Genomic DNA, 20,503 nt, shown 5'->3' on the forward strand with positions numbered 1-20,503 from the left:
CTCCTTCGTAATGCGCTTACATCTCCATTTTGGTCCAATAACAAGTTATGGTCAATATGCGATTCCGACTATGCCTGCTGCAGTAAAACAAGAGGAAGGAAAGCCTGCTCGCAAGCAGGCTCTCCTCTCCATTTTCCATTTCCGTCTCCAGCCATGCGAAACAAACTATTGCTTGCGGTATTCAAACACTTTTTTGTTCTGCTCAACGCCCCAAGCGAGTACCTCTTCATAGCCAAGGCCTTTCGCTTTGTCGATCATTTCCGTGCGGAGCTTCGTGAATTCACCGTCATTTTTCGCGAATACCATTTTCCACGAATATTGTTTGATCACGTCAGCCACTTGGCCGCGTTTTTGCTCCAGCTCATCGCTTCTAACAGCCGGTGCAGTGCCTGTGAAGATTGGCTTCAGTACAGCGAGTTTGTTGTTCTTGATCAAATAATCCTTAGCCGTCAAAGCGCCGCCGTTCGCTGCGCGCCAGTTCTGATCCAGCTTCGTCGGCGACTTCTCGAGCACCGATGTCCACAGATTGTAGTCGTAAGGCTCGTTCGTGTTCGGATTAATATTCGTGAACTTGAACGAAGTGTTGTTGATTTGGCTTTTGCCGTCCTTGAACGAGCCGCCGCCGAATTCTTCCGGTACGGCCGTATCGTTAGACGGAAGCGCCTCAACGCCGAAGTCCGTCAATACCGCTTTGCCGTCCTTCATCTCCCATGTGAGTCCTTCCGGACCGTTGTTGCTGACCATCATGCCTTCTGGGCTGTACAGCCAGTCGAGGAATTCAAGAACACGCTCCGGATGCTTCGCTTTCGAGCCGATCGCCCATACGCGGCTTCCGCCATAAGGGTCAAAGCCGTATGAGAATGTACGCTCTTCATCGAACGGCACAAGCGCAAAGCCTTTGCCTTCATTCAAATGCTCTTGCGTGTTGTACGTATCGTCAAGCCACGGGAACCAAGTGAAGAGCAGCTGTCCGTCCTTCATTTTGTTCACGACGTCTTCGAACTTTTGCGTTACCGAATCCGGGTCGAGCAGCCCCATTTGGTTCGCGTCATAATACAGCTTCAGCGCGCGGAGATAGTAGCCGTCCTCGTCCAGTACGCCTTGATACTCGTCGGAATCTGCGGATACGAGCGAGAATCCGCCCGGGTTGAAGCCGTCGCCTTCGTCGAAGCCGTGCAGACCTGCCCAAGCCTTCGCGTTCATCATCATGTTGCCGTCCCAATCCGCCCATAAGGAGAAAGCGTACGTCGGACGATCGGAATCGCTCTTCGGCTGCAGCTCCTGCATCTTCTTGAGCACTGGCAAGTAGTCTTCCATTGTCTTGATCTGCGGACGACCGATGGCATCGTACAAATCCCAGCGCAGGTTCGGGTGATACGTCAAGTCTTGGCCTTCGGATGGGCCGTCCTTGTTGTCGCCGACGTCGAAGCCGACGCCGTATACGCTTGAGCCGCCGCCGAAGTTGGCTTTGTTTTTCTCGATCGCTTTAGGCGCATATTGCAAAATATTTTTGCCGTACGTATCCAGCAATCCATCTTTCGTCCAGTCTACTAGCATGCCGGCCTTGATCGCATCGAGATACTTTTGGCCGTCATCGCCGAATACGACAAGATCGCCAAGATCGCCCGAAGCCATCATCGTCGCGAACTTCGTATCGCCGCCGCCTTCTAGATTGGATGCGATAATGTTCAGCTTAATGTTGAACTTATCTTTGATCAGCTTCGCATACCAGCCGGATTGCTCGCCCGCGAAGTTCGAGAGCATCGAGAACACGTCGATCGTAATCTCTTCACGCTCTTCCTTCGGAGGAGCCGTTTCCTCTGCCGCTTTGTCCGTGCTGGCCGGCTTATTGGTCGCAGTATTATTGCCGCTTTTGTTGTTGTTCGAGGAGCAAGCTGCCGCCGTGCTTACGATTAAAATAATCGCTAGAATCAATGTCAGTGATTTACGAATGGGTTTCAATGAGATGAGCCTCCCTTTTTTTGTCCTCATGAATGGGTTTACCTCGCGTGTGCCTCCCCAAGCTGCATCGCCAGTTGCCGCGCTCACCTCCCTTCAGCATTTCCGTCTTCAAACCTCCTACCCTTTAACAGCACCGATCATAATGCCCTTCACGAAGAAACGTTGGAAGAACGGGTACACGAATAGAATTGGCAGGACGACGATCATCGAAACGGTCGTACGAACGGATGTAGCTGTCTGCATATTCGTCAAATCGATGTTGCCGCCCGAGCCCTGCGAGTTGCGGATGATGGCTGCAAGCGATGTCGATTCGTTCAAATATTTGTACAAGACGAATTGCAGCGTGTAATACTTGCTGTCGGTCATAAGGAACAGCGTATCGACGAATGAATTCCACTGGCTGACGGCCGAGAAGATCGCGATTGTAGCGGCTATCGGCGTAATAAGCGGCATAATAATCCTGCTGAAAATCGTCAGATAACCCGCTCCGTCCATCTCCGCCGACTCCTGCAGCACCTCGGGAATCGATTCAACGAACGTCTTCACGAGAATGACGTAGAAAGGCGAGACGATGGCCGGAAGAATATAGGCCAAGTAATTGTTCGTCAAGTTCAAATTCATCATGATGATATACCATGGAATGATGCCGGCGTTGAAATACATCGTGATAACGACGAATCGGTACCAGAACCGCCTGCCCCACATCTTCTGCTTCGTGAACAGAAAGCCGAGGAACGCCGACGCTACTACCGTGAGAAGCGTGCCGACGACCGTTCTACCGACGGATACGAGCGCCGCCTGCGACAGCCCTTTCACCTGCAGCACCTCGACATAGTTGGTCAGATGGATCATTTTCGGATAGAAGGTAACGAGTCCCCGCGAGCTTAAATCATTGCTGCTAATCGTATTGATGAACAAGTAATAGAACGGAAATATACAAATGATTGTGAACACTGCAAAAAACGTATAGTTCAGTACGTTGAACAACACATCGCCGTACTTGCGCCGTGTTAGCATAGACTGCCTCCTCCCCCGTTAGATGATCGACTCTCCGCGTACCATTTTGGACAGGCGATTGGCTACGAATAATAAAATAATGCTAATAATCGACTTCAGCATGCTGACCGCTGTCGCGAACGAGAAGTTAAAGCCGAGCAGCCCCGTGTTGTACACGTACAAGTCGAGAACCTCGATCGTATCCCGATTAAGCGCGTTCTGAAATACGAAGTATTGCTCCATCCCGTTATTAATTAGATTCGCGATCGAGAGCAGCAGCAGAACGAAGTAGGTCGGCATAATGCCAGGCACCGTAATATGCCAGATCATGCGGAAACGTCCCGCCCCATCGACCTTCGCCGCATCGTACAGCTCCTGATCGATCGAAGCGATCGCTGCTATGTACATGATTGCGCCCCAGCCTAGCCCTTTCCACAGCGCCCAAAACGTCATTTTCAGCCAAATCCATTCCGAGGAGGCCAAATAATTAACCGGAGCTTCCTGCAAGCCGATGGCCATCATGAACTTGTTGATGATGCCGTTATCGACGGAGAACATCATGAACGCGATCGCGTAAACGAGCACCCAGCTGATGAAGTTCGGCAGCGTTGTAAAGATTTGCACCGTCTTCTTGTACCAGGTCGTCTTGATCTCCGTTAGGAAAATCGCGAACAATACCGGACAGACCGACGTTATGATGCCGAGTCCGCTCATCGCCAGCGTATTGCGCATGACACGGAGAACTTCCTGCGTCTGCGTCGGATTGGAGATGATCGATCTGAACCATTGCATACCGACGAACTGCGTATCGAATAACGAGAAGCCCGGTCGGTAGTTATAAAAAGCGTAGAGCCAGCCGTACAATGGAAAATAACTGAATACGAGTATGAGCAACAGAAACGGCAGCGCGAACAGAAATAACCGGAACCGGTCAGAGATGAAGCTGCCGCTGCTTCGCGCGAGCGAGCTCTGCCTTCGGATAGCCGTCTTCATGCAATCCCTCCTACTTAAGTGTGACATCCCGCTGCCCTGTCCATTTGTAGTAAGCGCTTACCACCTACTGAACTTGAGAGCTTCTTTTTGTGTTTCCCTGCTAATAGTGTATAGGTTGGGCGCTTCAGTACGGGAGTGGTAGCGGTTTCAAGATTGACGTTTCCTGTTGCCTTCTAGCGAACAAGATTCGTACCCGTGTGAACGTTTTTCGTACTGCCTCTATAAAAATCTATTATTGGGCCATCGGAGTTTATCGGTCCGATTACAATATCTTCACAATCGATCGATTGACTCGGATCAGAGTTTCCACAACAATAAAGTAAAAACAACAAAAGGTCGGAACAAAACAATATGATTAAAGCCATTATATTTGACTTGGACAATACGCTTTATTGGGATGAACGCGCCAACGAGGAGGCTTTAGAGGCCGTTTGCGGGTACGCGGCGGATCGTGCGGCAGATCTGTCCCCGGATAATCTAATCCGTGCCGTTGTAAGCGAAGCGGAGTTGCAATTCGCCGCCTCCGATTTCTTCGAATTTGCCAGTTCGATCGAGGTCACGGCGCTGGAAGCGCTATGGGCTCGCTTCGACGCAGCCTCAACGGAAGGCGATGAAAGGTTCGAGGCTATGCGGCAGGCTGCTGTTGCCTATCGATTTAACGTATGGAACATGGCACTGCTAGGCTTGGGCTGCCATGATCCGAAACTTGCCGAGCTGCTAGTGGAGCGTTATTTGAATGAGCGTAGAGCGAGGGCATATATTTACAGCGATACGCTTGATACATTAACATGGCTTAGCACCGATTATCGGTTGCTGTTGTTGACGAATGGAACGCCTGACCTACAGCAGGAGAAGGTCGATAGCATCGCCGGACTTTCCTCATTCTTCGAACATATCGTCATCTCGGGCGACTACGGCGTCGGCAAGCCGGCGGAATCGATCTTTCGCCATGCACTCGAATTGCTGGGAGTCGAGCCCGAGGAAGCCGTCATGGTCGGGGACAATCCGTACACCGATATCATAGGCGCCAATCGGACCGGCATTCCAAGCGTCTGGGTGAACCGGTACGGAGCTCCACTCCCGGATTCGATCAAGCCTACGTTTATAGCGCTGACGCTAAGCGAGCTTCCCGGCTTGCTGCTCTCTGGCAGGTGAACAGAATTCACAGAGGATTTATCCTATAAATAACCGGACGACTGACAAATGAGCATACGAAAAATCTGCTCCCGCTAACGGACACCAGAGGTCCTTATAGGCTTGATTGACGATTTTAGCTGTTCTTACGGACATATAAAACTCTTACTGATGTGTTTGGGAGCGAAATCGCTTCGATTGGCGCAGTTAGGGTCTGTGGTGTCCGTAACGATGCAGCAGCGGCCGAATAATGGCCATTAGTGTCCTGTATGTCCGTTAGCCATGCAAACAAAACGACGACTAGACAATACGCATACGCTTCAATACAAAGAAATCTGTATGTTCGTTAAATGAGCCGCTTTAGAAAAAAAAAGGGTTGCCTCATAGAAAGAGGCAACCCTGTTTATCATTCAGCTTGCAAGGCAAGCACATGCTCGATCGCAGGCATGGGCGCACCGCCCGGTTTGAGCTCGTACAGCGGCAGCTCCTGCTCTTATAAGCCATGCGGCGTAAAGTCGATCAGCAGCTCGCCCAGCGCAACGACATCAAATACTTCGCCGCTATCACCGTTTCTTACTCCCATATCGGCGCAAGCTTCCAAGCGTCCAGCGTTTCGATAACAGCTGTTCCGCCGCGTGCGAAGAAGCGGATGCCTGTGTCTGCCGGATTCGGATACAGCCGATTCGTCATCGCCATGCGACCATCGTTCGCGAACAGTTCGACCGAAGAGCGGTCGATGAACAAGCGAAGCCGCACGCGGCCATCCGCCATTGGGGCAAGTGGCGCAGCGCTTACGCCACCGTCTCCGGCACCTCCTAACTCACGGTCCATGAACAGCTTTTGCTCCCTAGGCATATAGCGGATTTCCGTATAAGACGAGCTGTCTTCTGAGCATCGGATGCGCAGTCCGAATTCCGCCGCATCCGATTGCGCGATATCCCACAAGACAGCCAGCTCTATCGAATCGCCTCTCACGCCGTCAACTTCGACATATGCGTCATCTTCCAGTATAAGGGAAGACTCGGCAGTATGCTTGCCTCGCAGCGACTCCAGCTCCGAAACCGGCTGGCTGCGAACCGTGCCGTCCGAAGCCAACGTCAGTTCGCGAGGCAGCGTCATCGCGCCGTACCAGCCGTGCTCCTGCTCCGGCATCGTCGCTCCCCATATGTTCATCCATGCGATCATGATTCTGCGTCCTTGCCCGTCAATCAGCGTTTGCGGCGCATAGAAATCGAAGCCGTAATCGATCTGCTCGGCGTAACCTTTCTCGAACCGGCAATTCTCGTAATCGAACCGTCCCGACAAATACAAGTTTTTGACCGGAGCGATATTCATCGGCGAAATAAGCAGCACATGGCTGTCTTCACCGCCTAGCGGGAACAGATCCGGACATTCCCACATATCGCCCATCGTTCCGTCGCTCTCTACCGCAGCGCCTTTGTAATGCCAGCTCAGCAGGTCGTCTGACATGTACATAATCGCTTTGCCCAAGCCGTCCTTGCCGTAGCCGACGACCATATACCATTTATCGCCCTGCTTCCATACCTTTGGATCGCGGAAGCCAAAACGCCGAGCATCCGGCGAATCGTCGATAATCGGATTAGAAGGATGCTTATGGAACGATACGCCATCTTCGCTCCCGGCTAGACATTGCACCTCTTCCGGCGTTTTGCCATCCACATGCCCGGTGTAGATAAGCTTCAGTATGCCGTTATCGTCAACGGCGCTGCCCGACCAACAGCCCTGGCCATGGTCTCCGCCCTTGTCATATTGCTCCGACGGAGCAAGCGCTACCGGAAGATGCTCCCAGCGAACAAGATCCTTGCTGCGCGCATGTCCCCAATGCATCGGTCCTTGCTTGGCCTGATAAGGGTCATGCTGATAGAACAAATGGTATTCGCCTTTAAAATAAATCAAACCGTTCGGGTCGTTCATCCACCCTGAGGGAGGCATCATATGGTAATGAAGACGATACGCCGTGTCCAACGCTTTGAAGTTCTCCTTCAGCGTCTCTCCAGCCTTATTAATAAAAATCTGATGCTCGTTATGCCTGCTAAAAGGATGCTCCAACTAAGTTCACCTATCCTTCTCCATCGATTATTCGGACACCAGCATTTCATAAATAAACAGCGGCCGTCTAGGACAACATAATGATGTCCGAACTGCCGCTGCATTGTTCCTGCATATGATCACTTAATTATAAGCTAGTTCTTTCTCGCTTAGTCCAAGCGCTTTCGCGGTAGAAGTATGAATCTCTTTCAGAAGCTCCGGATTTTTCAACAGCGACTGGCCATAGGAAGGAATCATTTCCTTAATCTTAGGTTCCCATTCTTTCTTATGCTGCGGGAAACATTTGTTAATGACCTCGAGCATGACATGTACAGCAGTCGAAGCACCTGGCGATGCGCCAAGCAAAGCAGCAACCGAACCATCACCGGCAGTAATAACTTCGGTACCGAATTGAAGCGTGCCCTTGCCGCCAGCTTCCGTATCCTTAATAACTTGTACACGCTGACCGGCTACGACCAAATCCCAATCCTCGATTCTCGCGTTAGGGATAAACTCGCGCAGCTCTTCCATGCGTTTTTCTTTCGACAACAGCACTTGCTCGATCAAGTATTTAGTCAAAGACATGTTTTTGGCGCCTGCTGCGAGCATCGTTACTAGATTATCCGGTTTGACGGAAGTCACTAGGTCGAACATGGAACCCGTCTTCAGGAACTTAGGCGAAAAGCCGGCAAACGGTCCGAACAGCAACGATTTTTTGTTGTCGATAAACCGGGTGTCCAGATGCGGGACGGACATTGGAGGAGCTCCGACCTTCGCTTTGCCATAAACCTTCGCATGATGCTGCGCAACAACCTCTGGATTTTTGCACACCATAAATATACCGCTGACTGGGAAACCGCCGATATGTTTTCCTTCAGGGATGCCGGATTTTTGCAGCAAATGCAGGCTGCCTCCGCCGCCTCCGATGAAGACGAACTTAGCAGCATGGTTCTCAATGTTGCCATTGCCGTTGCGGACTTTCAGTTTCCACGAGCCATCAGCGGCACGCTTCATATTAGAAACGCCATGATTGTATTTAATCTCAACGTTTTTGCTTTTCAAGTGATTGAACAACATGCGCGTCAAAGCGCCAAAATTGACATCCGTACCCGTGTCGATTTTGGTCGCCGCTATAGGTTCATTCGATGAACGATCTTTTATAATAAGCGGGATCCATTCCATCAATTTCTTAGGGTCATCGGAAAACTCCATACCCTTAAATAGAGGATTTTTGGTCATCGCTTCATAACGTTTTTTAAGAAAAGCAACATTCTTCTCACCCAGCACCATACTCATATGAGGCAATGGCATAATGAAGTCCTGCGGATTGCTGATCAGCTTGCTATTAACGAGATAAGACCAGAACTGCATGGAAAGCTGAAACTGCTCATTAATGTTGATAGCTTTGCTAATATCTACAGAACCGTCTGGCTTCTCAGACGTGTAGTTAAGCTCGCACAGCGCCGCGTGCCCCGTACCTGCATTATTCCATTCGTTGGAACTTTCCTCACCAGCGCTTTCGAGCTTTTCGAACACTTTAATATTCCATTCCGGTACTAGTTCTTTCAGAAGTGTCCCTAAAGTCGCACTCATGATTCCGGCACCAATTAAGATGACGTCTGTTTTCGTTTCTCCGTTGCTCATTTTTACCATCCTTATATCCTAAAATTTACAGAAAGGATGTAGCGAACCTGCTTAAGCGCAGCACAATAAGCGAGCAAGCCAGGACGCGACCTAGTCACACATCTTTTCTGAATCTACAATTATTAATCTATTATAGTGTATCACTAATAGTCATAGATTTAAATAATCGTACATTTCCATGAACCTTTTTTTCGGCTATTTTGGCTAGCCAATTTAAGGATGCCATCCTTTATTATCCTATGCTGCACGCAAGCTCAATGTTTCCTTGCGAACGAATCCATAAGCCAACCCGCGATATGGTCAATCTTGCTCTTATTCTCATCCGTATTGTTCAACACAAGGTCGCAATGGGACAATGCGCTGATCTCCTTCTCGAATGAATTGAGACGCTCGTTAACCTCCACGGGGCTATGACCGCGAGCTTCAAGTCGGCGAGCACATTCATGGCGTTCCGCTTTCACTCCAAATAGAAGCACCTTGTCGCTGTATAGCTGTTTGATTCTTTTCGCGCCCGCTTCATCCAAAATAACCGATCTCCGTTCCGAATTTCGGATGATCCCTTCAATTAACTGCGTCGGTGTACCGTATAGGTTTTCGTGATATTTGGTCATTTCGATCATTTGACCTTGCTCGTAAAGCTTTTGCATTTCTGCTTCTGTTTTGAAAAAATAATCGACTCCGTCCACCTCGCCGGGGCGTGGTGATCGAGATGTCCAGGTTACAACGCGCGGAAGTCCCAGCATGGACTGAATGGTGCTTTTGCCAGAAGCGCTTGGCCCCTGAAGAACTACTAATGATAGATTCATAATGTTTGAACAACCTTTTCATATGAGATTAATAACCTGTTATATCTCTATTAATTGTAGGTTAACCAATTAGATATGATATCAATTTATATGATTATTCACACAAGACCAGTTAAACAAGATGTACATTGTCACAACTTATACGATTTATCATACAAAAGTGATTAATCCATCCGCGCATCCGATGGTTTTGTACGATTTTTCGATCAAAAACCTTCATTGGACCTATCTGCAAGGTTGGTTTATACGATATATCGTACAACTATTGGTTAGTCTTCGCCCACATTTCTTGCGGATTTAACTCATAAATTTGGTTCTCCCTGTACATGAATTGATGCATAATAAATTCTCTTCTTATCGTTGCAAAATCACTATGGAATGTTTTTATAAATTCGTTGATTTCTTTCTCGCTATACTGTCGTCCCATTTCCAATTTAGAAACCATTAGTTCCAATACAATAAGCTTCTTCTTAAGTTGCACAGGAATATTTTTCAATTTCCCTTCGTTTGTAAAAAAGTTTTTTATGACGGATTCTTTGATTCGTTTATGTTCGTCTTCCATACTTGTCAAACCTCCTTTGTCATTTCGGTATATCAGGTTTTCCGTAGCACTGGCGCTATTCTTGATGAAATAATGATTTAATGAAAAATAAATAGTATTTTTATCCCGTCGTTCATTAATTAAGCTAGCTTCGCGCAGTTTCGCAGCATGATGTGTGATTGTCGCAGGCGTTACGCTTAACTTTCCCGCCAATATTTGTCCATTAAGCTCTCCCTCAGCCAACAGTATTAAAATTTTTATTCTTGTAGGATCGGCAAGAGCTTTATGATAATTAACTACCTTGTCTAACTGCATTAAATTGACCACCTATCCAAAAAGTAAATTTAACAATCACCTAATTAGATATATATTAAATTAGATAATATTGAAATAAGAAGGATTTGTCAACCACATCAGTAAACAAATCTAGCAAAGTTAGAGGTCAACAAGTCATTAGTACAAGCACACTCTCTCACTGGTTCATAAGATGTCCTATATTATTTTAAGGAGTGATCTTATGGCCAGATCAGTTAAATGCGCATTAATTCAAATTGCCAAATTATCTGCGAAATTGGCAAGCGACGAGCAATTCAGAAAGAAGTTTGTTGCGATCATCGGCGACACACAAACGGGCACGAACAAAAGAGTTCTGCAAATGAGAGCGTTGTTAAGATCAGCTGGTTTCAAATCCCCCACTCGGGTGCGAATACTTAATGATCTAGGAGAAACGCCAAAGACAATCATCTCTTATGATGCAGTAGACCCCGTATCACAATCAGGCGTAACCACTTCCTTCACTTACCAATTGAATCCTGGACCGTAATGTGATGATTGAAATGCGGAACACAAACATGAAGGACACCAATAAGGTGTCCTTAAGTTTGAAAGCAGTATGAACTGGAATCCAATAACCTATTTAACTTCTTCCGAAATATGCCAGCAAACGCCAGCGGGATCTATAAGATTGATCTCGCGTTTCCCCCAAGGAAACATTTTGGGTTCCTTTGCCTTTACCGGATACTTCTTCGATAAAATAATGGTTCGGATATGTGACCACCAACCATCTAAATCCTCAACGACTAGTTCTAACATGTAATTCTCTTGGAACTCTTGATTATGGAAGTTTTGCAGAAAAAATTCCTGTTCCCCTATTCGAAAGATACTTAATCCGTCGTCGGAGTAGATTTTCTCAAAACCAAGATCTTCAAAAAAATGCTGTGCAAGGATATAATCTTTGCCTGATGGAATAAACGGTCGAAGCTTATTTGCTCTCATGGGTTCCCTCCGTTATTAGGAATTAATAATTTAGGACAAGTCCCTCTTGACTATCTTTTTTGCGACATCCGCGGCAGACTTCAAAGAACCTTGTTCTTTAGCATCTCTAAAAAAAGCCGATAGGGGGAATCCCTCTTCGTTTCTGGCCTCTGCCTGCATATCGGTGTCAACCATACCAGGATCCACGGTGTAGGTCGTCAAAGAACGATGGCCTTCCAGCTGTATACATGATGTGAACATATTTAATGCAGCTTTCGAAGCACAGTACACGCTCATGCCAGCTGCCGCTTGCTTTGCTGAACCCGAGGAGATGTTTACGATGACTCTTTGAATCGCCCGTTGCTCGGTCTGCGTTATTAAAGCTTGGGTTAGTAAGATCGGAGCTAATAGGTTTGTTTTTACATTTCTTATCGTTTCTTCCGGCGAACAACAATCTATTGAACCTAATGGCGTGACTTGAGCTGCGTTATTAATTAAGGTTATTGACTCTAGCTCGGGATGAGCTGCCCGTTCAAGTATCCCTTGAATGAGGTCTGGGATCCCCTCCGTGTTCTGCAAATCGAATTTCACAAAATGCATTTCACAACCGTTTTTCAGAGCTAAATCTACTAGAGTATCATTATTATTTCTAGCTAAAGAAATGATTAGATGATTAGGATTAATAAGTTGTCTACATATCTCAAAACCTAATCCGCGCGACGTACCTGTTACTATAAATGCTTTCATAAGCCACCTCTTTCCTCCAGCTAACTTATGTATCTTTACGACTAACGATTTCACCATATTTATTATATAGGAAAATTTATAACTAGATCATTTATCCGTTTCCTTTTCGCCACTTTTAATATCATAATAATAATCGATCCAATCCCGTTGCACTGATTAATAATCTCTCCTTCTTAGTTCCCAGCAACTTCTGTGTCCAGTCAACATACCCTCCATCACCAATGTAATATTCCCTACCTTCAATAACTGTCTTTATAGTGAATTGCAAACCTTTATAGTATTGATTTTCCTTTTGGGCAGCACCTGTACTAATAATCACATCATCTAACTCCAAACCATATCCATATTCAGTGATTCTTGATACCAAGCCAGCACTGTCCTTATATCCGCCTCGCTCACTTAAAATAACTTCTATCTTAGAATTAAAGAGTGATTTGAATATTTCTTGGTAAACTTTTATATGTTCCCACAATGATTTTATTTCGAACTCGTATGATCCTTGGTCAACTCCAGATGTCACCATACAAAATAAGTGAAAATGAGCAAGCATTCCTGGAGTATCACCAAAATATTGTGCTCGTACATGCCTATGGGTAGTAGAGAAGCGCAAATAATCCTTTCTAGAGTACTTATTGTATTTAATCAAATCTGCGATATGTAACGAGATAAGATTCGTCGCATCTGAAACAACTTCCGTCCCCCGTAGCGCCGAAATGACCTTATTTTGATCAACCGTACCTACTACTGAGGTACAACCCAAAGGCGCTACAGGTGATAACTGGATAGGGGAAACTCCATGATTCATTGCAATTTTTAGAATTTCCAGCTCCAGTTGCTTTAGTTGAAGTGCATCCACTTTTGCTGGATGAACAAATCGGTTTTCCGTGTATCTTTTAAGCAGGTCGCTTGGAGAAGACATTTTAACCTTTTCATTAAAAACTTTCAAAAGAAGTGTATTTAGATCGCTACTCGAGATCTGCTTTGTTAAGAGACTAATCAAATCAGAATTCCCAAGTCTTTTCAGTATTCTTTCAAGGTTTGCTGAAAGTAAAGGTCTCAAATTTATTACTCCTTTTTTGTATATTTTAAAACCAAAACCGCCCATACGACTTTCCAAAGTTTCCCTCCATTGTTATCCACTCATTTCAAAATTATTTTTGTTAAATTGCACATTTTTCAGCGGCTTCAACGGTATGTTTGAGTAAAGTAGCAATTGTTACTGGCCCGACTCCTGCTGGTACAGGTGTGATTGCGTAAGCGTTCTTTAAACAAGCATCATAGTCAACGTCCCCTAAGTTACCTTTGTTATAACCAGCGTCAATTACTACGGCACCTGGTTTAATCCAATCACCTTGAACAAATTTCGGTTTACCAACAGCAGCAACAACAATATCGCCTAATCGAACGATATCTTCCAGATTGGTCGTTTTAGAATGGCAAGTTGTCACCGTTGCATCCTTGTTTAAAAGCATTGCGGATACAGGTTTCCCAAGGATTGGACTTCTTCCAATGACAACTGCATGTTTTCCTTCGATAGGAATATTGTAGTACTCCAAAATAGCAAGAATAGCTGCTGGTGTACAGGAAGGATAGTCAGCCAAGCCAAAAGCATTTTGAGCAAAACCTTGAGTGGTTACACCGTCTACATCCTTTTCAATACGGATGGCTTCAAATGCAGCTCTCTCGTCTATATGATGGGGAACCGGATGCTGTAACAATATTCCATGAACAGTAGGCTCATCATTAAGTTTATTGATTGCAGCAATTAATTCATCCGTTGTGGTACTCGAAGGAAGATCAACTCGTATAGAATGTATACCGATTCTTTTGCAAGCATTTCCTTTCATTCGTACATAAGTAGCTGATGAAGGATCGTCACCTACTAGAATGGTGGCCAGACATGGGACAATCCCTTTGCCAGAGAGTTCCTTTACTCTAACAACTAATTGTTCCTTCATATCGTCAGCAACTCGATTACCGTCAAGTATTAATTTTTCTACTTTCATGTTATCAGCCCTTTCTATTCTGCTTGAAACATAAAAAGGTAAGGGGATATCCCCCTTACCTCTGCCCAGGCGTACGGCTGTATGAAATATGTGCTCCCTCGTGGTTTCCCACTTTACGCCAGTCACACATACCTAATAATGACTTTAACTTGATTATAGTCCGAAAATTCAAATAAAAGCAAGCGTTTCAGGATAGCTATTACATAGTCAAAGCAGCCATTCCAATTAATTGCTAGTCCATAATCATCTTAACCGCTTTCTTCGCGTACGCAGCATAGGGTTCGATCAGATCAGGGCTTCGATAAATGGCCCACCTGAGTTTATCGAAAGATCTTAATATCAGTATATGTCTAGAGTCATCAAGGTCCTTTTCACTTATACCGTAACCGTCTATAAATGCTTCGAATTCCTCACTGTTTGGACCTTCGCTATGTATATAGCGCTGCATCAGATAGATAATATCTCCATGCGGTACCGTGCTTACTTCGGCGCAGCCCCAATCTATTAACATAACTTGTCCAGCCTGAGTGACAATCGTATTCTTCAATGAGATATCTCCATGAATTAATCCGAAGCGGTACGTTCTTTCCTTCATATTTCCGAACAGTTTACGCACTCTCTGCGATTCCACAGGAGAGATTACCCCCAGTCCAATCAGTGGATCAAGTTCCGTCAAACTATTGATATTATATTGCACATACCCTAACCAACTGCCATCCGATCCTGCATGAGGAGGTGATTGAAACTCACCATGGACGGGATCAATCAGATTTTCCCCATATCCCTTCACCTGAATGGAGTGAAAACGTTTGGCATATTCGCCAAGCTGCCTCCAAATACTAGATTTGGGAACCGAACTGTCCAGCCCGTTTTCTCCATCTACGAAGGTTTGGATCATATACGCAGTGTCATCTGTTATACCAATAGACAGCACCTCTGGTCCTGGAATGCCAACCGCAGCAGACTGTTCGATACACCATCTTTCTTTGAAATAGCTTGAATATGATCCTATATCGTTCATACGCACAACTACTTTACAGTTCTCTGTCTCAACTACACAAACCTGATTTACAATGCCTTTATCTATGATCTGATATGAAGTTTTCACTTGCTCAAGAAGAAAATCGCTTGCAAATCGTTCCGCTCGTTTAACGGCAGAACCAGTAATCATCTCTACCTTCCCCCTTTAACTCCCGGAACAACTTCACCTTGATTAAATTTAATAAATAGCTCCAATTTCGCATAGAAGTCCTCTAATATAAATCGCGAATCCACACTCCGGTATACCCGTATCTTGCGATTTCCCAGTTTGCGCTTATATCCCATTTCTGGAGTTATTTCAGGCGCTTCTATGAGATCATAGTCGAAGACTTGATCGTCAAGTAGTAAAGAGACTGCAGGAGAGTCGCCGAGAACCCATATTTCCCCTTTCGGCCACTCAGGCCGATTGCCGTTTTTTATATTGTGCTGAATGAGATATTCATATAGGTAGCGGCCTATTTCCCCATGCGGTCTAACCTTGACGGCCAATTCTGCCAAACCAACGCGAACCATATCGTAAACGTTTTTCGGGACCTGCCACAACGGTATTGGCGAATCGAAGACGACTTTGGCAGCTTCGATGTCATTAGATAAGTTAAATTCAGTATCGCCATCCGGATAAGTTCCACCGCCAATCCAAACGGCAGTTAAGCGATTTGCGATTCGCGGTTCTTGCAAATAAGCCGATGCTAGATCGGTTAACGGCCCTTGGAATGTTACAAATAGGGGAAGCGGATCATCTTTCATCGCTTCTTCTATGATCAAATCAGCACCTTTAGAAGGGACCGGTGTTAGTATATTAGGTATTTTATGGTTAGCTCCTTTGACAACTTTATACTTCTCGTTCATCCCCATTAGATCTAGCACATGTAGAATTTCCTGATAGGAATCTTCCGCACCTGTTGCACTTCGTGTACCGAAATGCGCTCCGATTAATCCTTTTATTTGCAGACGCGGGGATAACATTGCATGCACGATTGCATATTGATCATCAGCCTCACATTTAGCATCCGAATTAATGATAACACGAATTTGTTTCTTTTCCGGAACTTCAAACGGCATCTTCATTTTATCCACACCTTTTATGTTTTCTAAAAAATAACATGTAACAGAAAACATATAAATGAATATTTTTCAGCTTTATGTGTGGTTTTTTTAGAACTTTTATTTAAACTGTATTGACCGTTATTTCTCCCAAAGCTCGACCATTCGACCGTCAGGATCTTCAATCCAAATAAACTTTCCAAATTCACTAATTTCTTGTTTCTTTGCGAGTGGTACACCAATTTGTTCAAGATGCTTAATAACCTCGTCCAAATTATGTACTTGGAAATTCAACATCACTTGTTGTTCTGTCGGAAAATAACTGTCATTCTCGGTAAAGAAAGAAAAGATAGTCTCATTTCCTAATTGGGGTTTTATCACAGTCCCATTCCAATTATCTATTTCAATCTTCAACACTTCACTGTACCATTTTTTTGTGCCTTCAAGATTTTTAGTTCTCCAAAATATTCCTCCGAAACCCTTTATCATTATCTCCAACTCCTGTCTGTCATCAGATTTTTAGCAGTACGATTAAGCAATAGGAGTTCCGTTAGGTAAGGTACTATCTGGTTTCAATAAAACCACATCGCCCTTTTCCGGTATTCCGCCAATAACTAATACTTCTGATTTGAAACCCGCTATACGTCGAGTCGGAAAGTTAACTACACCTATTATTTGATTCCCTATAAGGTCCTCCGACTTATATCGTTTTGTTATTTGTGCACTTGACGATTTAATTCCGATATCGGGCCCAAAATCAATTTGAAGTTTAATTGCGGGTATTCTTGCTTCCTCAAAAAACTCTGCATGAGTAATTGTTCCAACACGAATATCGAGTTTCATAAAATCATCGATCGTTGCCATCCTTCATTCCCCTTCTCATCGTATCCAGTTAGCGTAACGGTTTAAAAAAACTCGTAAAGTCCTTCGAAATATTCAATTTCTTCCTTCGTCACCTTGGAACTTTCCAATTGCTAGTGATTCATCGTACCGGGGATCTCCGACCGTCATACCCGCAAGCGATTCAGCTTGAAGAAGAATAAACTTATCTTGTCCAAAACTCTTCAACACTTTTGCCTCTGAGATCTATTAATCGTACAAAGAGCTGTTGCAAAGTAAAAGGGAATGGACGGTTTAAACTGAACGATACGGTGATAGCCTTTTTTGAATGCCATCACCTCAACAAATGCAATAATATCATTCATAATAAAAACTTAAAAATCCCGCTTCAGCCAACCGGCCAAAACGGGATTTAATCTTACTCTATATGACCGGAGCCGGCGCTCCAAACTCGGCCCACTGCTCTTTCGTCGGGCCATAAAGATCCGGTACTCGAAGACCTGCCTGACGCATAAGGACCGTCATTTGACCGCGATGATGAATCTCATGCTTGATGAGGACATCCAGCACTAAGCCGTTCGGCCATTGATCGCCGTACATGTCGCTCATAATAAGCAGATTCTCATCCTTCCAGCTGGTCTGTACAGCATCAAGGAGCGCTTGTGAGGTTCTCTTATAGGCCGCCGCAATATATGCTGCCGACGCTGGCACCGACTCTTCTTCACCTGGGCCTTCGAAAGACAATCCAGCCCGCGTTGGCATTTCGTGCAACGTCTGTACGAGGTGCCAAGCAAGACGTCCAAGCGTTCGATGCTCGCTAGTGATCTGTTGACATAGAGACTCATCTGTTAGCGTCTCTAGTGTCCGCAATGTTGCTGCCGTTTCATTCCGCCAAGTTGCGGCAAAATCCTCAATGTGTTTATACATATTAACATCTCCCTTTTGTCATTTTCCTAATTGGCATGCACTGGCGACATACTTGGAATTAATTCATCCTGGTACATAAAAAGTCCATATTCCGTCATAACCGAGGACGAGCCCAGTTGACGAAGCATAGCCGACAGATTGCCTCGGTGGTACGTACCATGATTCACTACTTGGATAATGAATTCTGAATATCTGGTCTTCAAAATTCCAGCGTAAGGATTATCCAAGACAACCTCTTTCTCAAGATCCGGATGCTCGTCAATGCACGCTCTGAATCTCACGGACAAATTGTCATACATGGCTTCCAGTTCCTCAAGGCTTCTAGCTTCTGCATCCGCTTCGATATGATAAGAATCTTTCATCGCATCATTCATGCTTTTACCCATCAAGATGTCAAGCCAACCGCAATCCACCTTGTAGATATGTGCCATGACCTTCGATACCGACGAAAACACGCTTTGAATTTCCTGATTGTACAGGTGCTGCGGAAGCTCCTTTAATCGATTAAAGATTATTTTATTGGCCCAAACGTGATAGTCGTAAAATCTCAAACAATGATCCTTCATTTCAATCACCTCCGGTTTTCACTGTTTACTTATGTACTCATCATACAATGGTAAACCTGACAACTGTATGTCAGTGTTATTTCACAAAAACAGCTTAGCTTAACTTCTTAGTAAGCAGTATTTCCATAGGTTGCGTATCTAGTACTAAGCATCCTGCATCTTTGTAGCCTAGTTTTCTATAAAAGTGTTGAGCGCCTTCATCCGATTGAGTCGATGTCATTAACAATTTGAAGCCCCTTTGATTCATTTGCTCTTCCCAGAAAAGGACAACTTGTTTACCTGCACCTTTTCCTCGATAGGGTTCGTCGATCCAGATCATGTTCAAAAAAGGAGTGTTGTCCCAAAAATAACCATACCTCATCCATCCGATATAATTATCGTCTTCATTCCTCAGGATGTATATTTCTTTTCCGTTTATTTTTGATTGTATTAAGCCCTCTGAAATATGAAGGTCACGTTCTCGTATGTATCCGTAGTCTGAATCAGTTGCAAAAACGATCTTCATCTTAACTTCTCCTATATGTCGCATTCGATGCCATTTCCATTCCAAGCATGATTCTATTATAGTATAAAGGATATCCTGTACCTGTCGAATTTGTAAGCGAAAGGTGTGTAAGCTCTGTTTAACCTTAATGGTATAAGCCTTCCTATTCGTAATACATTATTCGTTACCATTATTCTCGTTTTCATGATAAGCACCGCATCTGTTCTGTTTTATGGCGATCATTTTCTAATAGGGTCTTATGAGAAAATGAATAATGACGACGTCAAATATGTAAATAGCGCTAGGATTTTATTGGATACGCATACGATTACTTATAACAGCGGCGAGAAGCCGTCAACATACATCATGCCGGGAATGCCGGTCGTACTGGCCGTTCTCATGCTTATCTTCGGACAAGGAGATGAAGCGATAATCGCATTCCGAGTCTTGCAAGCAGCCTTGCAGGCCTTCTCAATCTATTTCGTTTTTATAGCGGCAAATCAGCTGTTTAATAGTAGGGCAGCTATTATTTCCAGTATCGCGCTTGCACTTTATTTACCTGATTATTTTTCTTCCGGCGTTATTTTATCGGAATCCATATTCCGTACCCTTATCCTATTGCTTATTTGCTTCAGCCTTCTCGCCTTAAGAAGCCAGCAAACGAGGTATTACGTTATCGCGGCCTTTATAGTTGGACTAGCTTGTTATTTCAAACCGCATGCGGTGCTTTTCCCAGCTGTTTGGTTCGTTTTATGGCTTGTGCAGAGGATATCCTGGAAAAAGATTGTGAAGTTTACGGCAGTAGTTTCACTAACGATGATCCTTCTTCTATCTCCATGGTGGGTTAGGAATTACATCACGTTTGATAAATTCATTCCATTCACTCAGTCCGCAGGCAATCCGATTCTATTAGGTGCGCTTATTGACTACGGGGCGCCTTCAAAAGCCTTCATCGACGCTCATCCGGAGTATGAGGGCAACAGTGATTATATATTTATTGGCTCAGACGTTGCTTTGACCGAAACGGCCAAAAAAATGATCATCTTCGGCTTCAAGAATCAGCCATTGAAATATTTGAAATGGTATACGATCGATAAAGTATTTGGATTATATGCATCCCCTTATTATTGGAAAACAGTATTTGGTGTAAATATATGGATCGCAGCTGTCTATCATGTCGTATTCATGCTGCTTGGAGCAGCCGGTTTGCTAATTATGCTTTTGCGAGCCTTCCGACAAAACAATATTCCCTATTTATTCATACTGCTTTCATTTGCTTATTTTACTGTGATCTATGTTCCGTTCGTCGCCTTCAACCGATATGGTTACCCGAATGTGTTCCTTATCTTTCTGGCCGCAGGCTTCTTTATTAATTGGGCTGTTGCAAAATATATGAATAGGGGAGCGTCGAACAGCCACAACCTTGTTATCAAGGAGAGGACTGTTTGACGCTCCGTTCAAAAGTTATT

The 20,503-nt window shown here is 44.8% G+C and carries 21 protein-coding genes and 1 riboswitch; of the genes, 3 read left to right on the top strand and 18 right to left on the bottom strand.

Translation table 11 applies throughout. From position 1 onward, the window contains the following. Positions 1-165: 165 nt before the first annotated feature. From V8F51_RS06810 to V8F51_RS06820, 3 genes are all read right to left on the bottom strand, one after another. Positions 166-1,962 (bottom strand): extracellular solute-binding protein, encoded by a 1,797-nt coding sequence (locus tag V8F51_RS06810; RefSeq protein WP_337099400.1) that lies wholly within the window; start codon positions 1,960-1,962, stop codon positions 166-168. Between the two features lie 117 nt (positions 1,963-2,079). Continuing rightward, positions 2,080-2,979: a carbohydrate ABC transporter permease gene (locus V8F51_RS06815; protein ID WP_337099401.1), complete on the bottom strand. Its 900-nt coding sequence runs from the start codon at positions 2,977-2,979 to the stop codon at positions 2,080-2,082. Between the two features lie 18 nt (positions 2,980-2,997). Then, on the bottom strand, positions 2,998-3,951 hold the full coding sequence (locus V8F51_RS06820; protein WP_337099402.1) for an ABC transporter permease: 954 nt from the start codon (positions 3,949-3,951) through the stop codon (positions 2,998-3,000). A gap of 351 nt (positions 3,952-4,302) precedes the next feature. On the opposite strand from V8F51_RS06820, the gene V8F51_RS06825 reads away from it, so the two are divergent. Next, positions 4,303-5,106: an HAD family hydrolase gene (locus V8F51_RS06825; protein WP_337099403.1), complete on the top strand. Its 804-nt coding sequence runs from the start codon at positions 4,303-4,305 to the stop codon at positions 5,104-5,106. 552 nt (positions 5,107-5,658) lie between these two features. Here V8F51_RS06825 and V8F51_RS06830 read toward each other — a convergent pair. The 4 genes from V8F51_RS06830 to V8F51_RS06845 form a co-directional block, all read right to left on the bottom strand. Next, a complete protein-coding gene (locus tag V8F51_RS06830) occupies positions 5,659-7,155 on the bottom strand; it encodes a glycoside hydrolase family 32 protein (RefSeq protein WP_337099404.1) in 1,497 nt (498 codons plus the stop codon). 123 nt (positions 7,156-7,278) lie between these two features. Next, positions 7,279-8,778 carry a malate:quinone oxidoreductase gene (locus V8F51_RS06835; RefSeq protein ID WP_337099406.1) on the bottom strand — a complete coding sequence of 500 codons (1,500 nt, stop codon included), beginning with the start codon at positions 8,776-8,778 and terminating at the stop codon, positions 7,279-7,281. Between the two features lie 254 nt (positions 8,779-9,032). Then, positions 9,033-9,584: a guanylate kinase gene (locus tag V8F51_RS06840; protein ID WP_337099407.1), complete on the bottom strand. Its 552-nt coding sequence runs from the start codon at positions 9,582-9,584 to the stop codon at positions 9,033-9,035. 262 nt (positions 9,585-9,846) lie between these two features. Beyond that, positions 9,847-10,440 carry a DUF2087 domain-containing protein gene (locus V8F51_RS06845; RefSeq protein WP_337099408.1) on the bottom strand — a complete coding sequence of 198 codons (594 nt, stop codon included), beginning with the start codon at positions 10,438-10,440 and terminating at the stop codon, positions 9,847-9,849. Positions 10,441-10,642: 202 nt separating this feature from the next. Here V8F51_RS06845 and V8F51_RS06850 point away from each other — a divergent pair, with 202 nt between their 5' ends. Further along, positions 10,643-10,948: a hypothetical protein gene (locus tag V8F51_RS06850; protein WP_337099409.1), complete on the top strand. Its 306-nt coding sequence runs from the start codon at positions 10,643-10,645 to the stop codon at positions 10,946-10,948. Between the two features lie 89 nt (positions 10,949-11,037). On the opposite strand, the gene V8F51_RS06855 is transcribed toward V8F51_RS06850, so the two are convergent. The 11 genes from V8F51_RS06855 to V8F51_RS06905 form a co-directional block, all read right to left on the bottom strand. Beyond that, positions 11,038-11,400 carry a hypothetical protein gene (locus V8F51_RS06855; protein WP_337099410.1) on the bottom strand — a complete coding sequence of 121 codons (363 nt, stop codon included), beginning with the start codon at positions 11,398-11,400 and terminating at the stop codon, positions 11,038-11,040. Positions 11,401-11,430: 30 nt separating this feature from the next. Next, a complete protein-coding gene (locus tag V8F51_RS06860) occupies positions 11,431-12,126 on the bottom strand; it encodes an SDR family NAD(P)-dependent oxidoreductase (RefSeq protein WP_337099411.1) in 696 nt (231 codons plus the stop codon). A gap of 121 nt (positions 12,127-12,247) precedes the next feature. Beyond that, positions 12,248-13,243 carry a hypothetical protein gene (locus tag V8F51_RS06865; protein WP_337099412.1) on the bottom strand — a complete coding sequence of 332 codons (996 nt, stop codon included), beginning with the start codon at positions 13,241-13,243 and terminating at the stop codon, positions 12,248-12,250. 43 nt (positions 13,244-13,286) lie between these two features. After that, positions 13,287-14,132, bottom strand: coding sequence for a bifunctional 5,10-methylenetetrahydrofolate dehydrogenase/5,10-methenyltetrahydrofolate cyclohydrolase (locus V8F51_RS06870; RefSeq protein ID WP_337099414.1), 846 nt, complete (start codon positions 14,130-14,132; stop codon positions 13,287-13,289). Positions 14,133-14,188: 56 nt separating this feature from the next. Beyond that, a riboswitch (ZMP/ZTP riboswitch) is annotated at positions 14,189-14,268 on the bottom strand. 96 nt (positions 14,269-14,364) lie between these two features. Next, entirely contained in the window at positions 14,365-15,303 is a 939-nt protein-coding gene (locus V8F51_RS06875; RefSeq protein WP_337099416.1) for a phosphotransferase family protein, read from the bottom strand. A 2-nt stretch (positions 15,304-15,305) separates the two neighbouring features. Further along, positions 15,306-16,241, bottom strand: a complete 936-nt coding sequence (locus tag V8F51_RS06880) for a nucleoside hydrolase (RefSeq protein ID WP_337099827.1) — start codon at positions 16,239-16,241, stop codon at positions 15,306-15,308. Positions 16,242-16,358: 117 nt separating this feature from the next. Continuing rightward, on the bottom strand, positions 16,359-16,706 hold the full coding sequence (locus V8F51_RS06885) for a VOC family protein (protein ID WP_337099418.1): 348 nt from the start codon (positions 16,704-16,706) through the stop codon (positions 16,359-16,361). A gap of 42 nt (positions 16,707-16,748) precedes the next feature. Beyond that, positions 16,749-17,081: a chaperone CsaA gene (csaA, locus tag V8F51_RS06890; protein WP_337099419.1), complete on the bottom strand. Its 333-nt coding sequence runs from the start codon at positions 17,079-17,081 to the stop codon at positions 16,749-16,751. Positions 17,082-17,480: 399 nt separating this feature from the next. Continuing rightward, positions 17,481-17,984, bottom strand: a complete 504-nt coding sequence (locus V8F51_RS06895) for a DinB family protein (protein ID WP_337099421.1) — start codon at positions 17,982-17,984, stop codon at positions 17,481-17,483. Positions 17,985-18,010: 26 nt separating this feature from the next. Next, positions 18,011-18,550, bottom strand: a complete 540-nt coding sequence (locus tag V8F51_RS06900; RefSeq protein WP_337099422.1) for a DinB family protein — start codon at positions 18,548-18,550, stop codon at positions 18,011-18,013. A 94-nt stretch (positions 18,551-18,644) separates the two neighbouring features. Next, positions 18,645-19,055, bottom strand: coding sequence for a GNAT family N-acetyltransferase (locus tag V8F51_RS06905; protein ID WP_337099423.1), 411 nt, complete (start codon positions 19,053-19,055; stop codon positions 18,645-18,647). Positions 19,056-19,301: 246 nt separating this feature from the next. Here V8F51_RS06905 and V8F51_RS06910 point away from each other — a divergent pair, with 246 nt between their 5' ends. Further along, positions 19,302-20,483: an ArnT family glycosyltransferase gene (locus V8F51_RS06910; protein WP_337099424.1), complete on the top strand. Its 1,182-nt coding sequence runs from the start codon at positions 19,302-19,304 to the stop codon at positions 20,481-20,483. The last annotated feature ends 20 nt before the right edge of the window (positions 20,484-20,503 follow it).

The organism is Paenibacillus sp. YIM B09110 (genome assembly GCF_037167145.1).
Taxonomy (GTDB): Bacteria; Bacillota; Bacilli; order Paenibacillales; family Paenibacillaceae; genus Pristimantibacillus.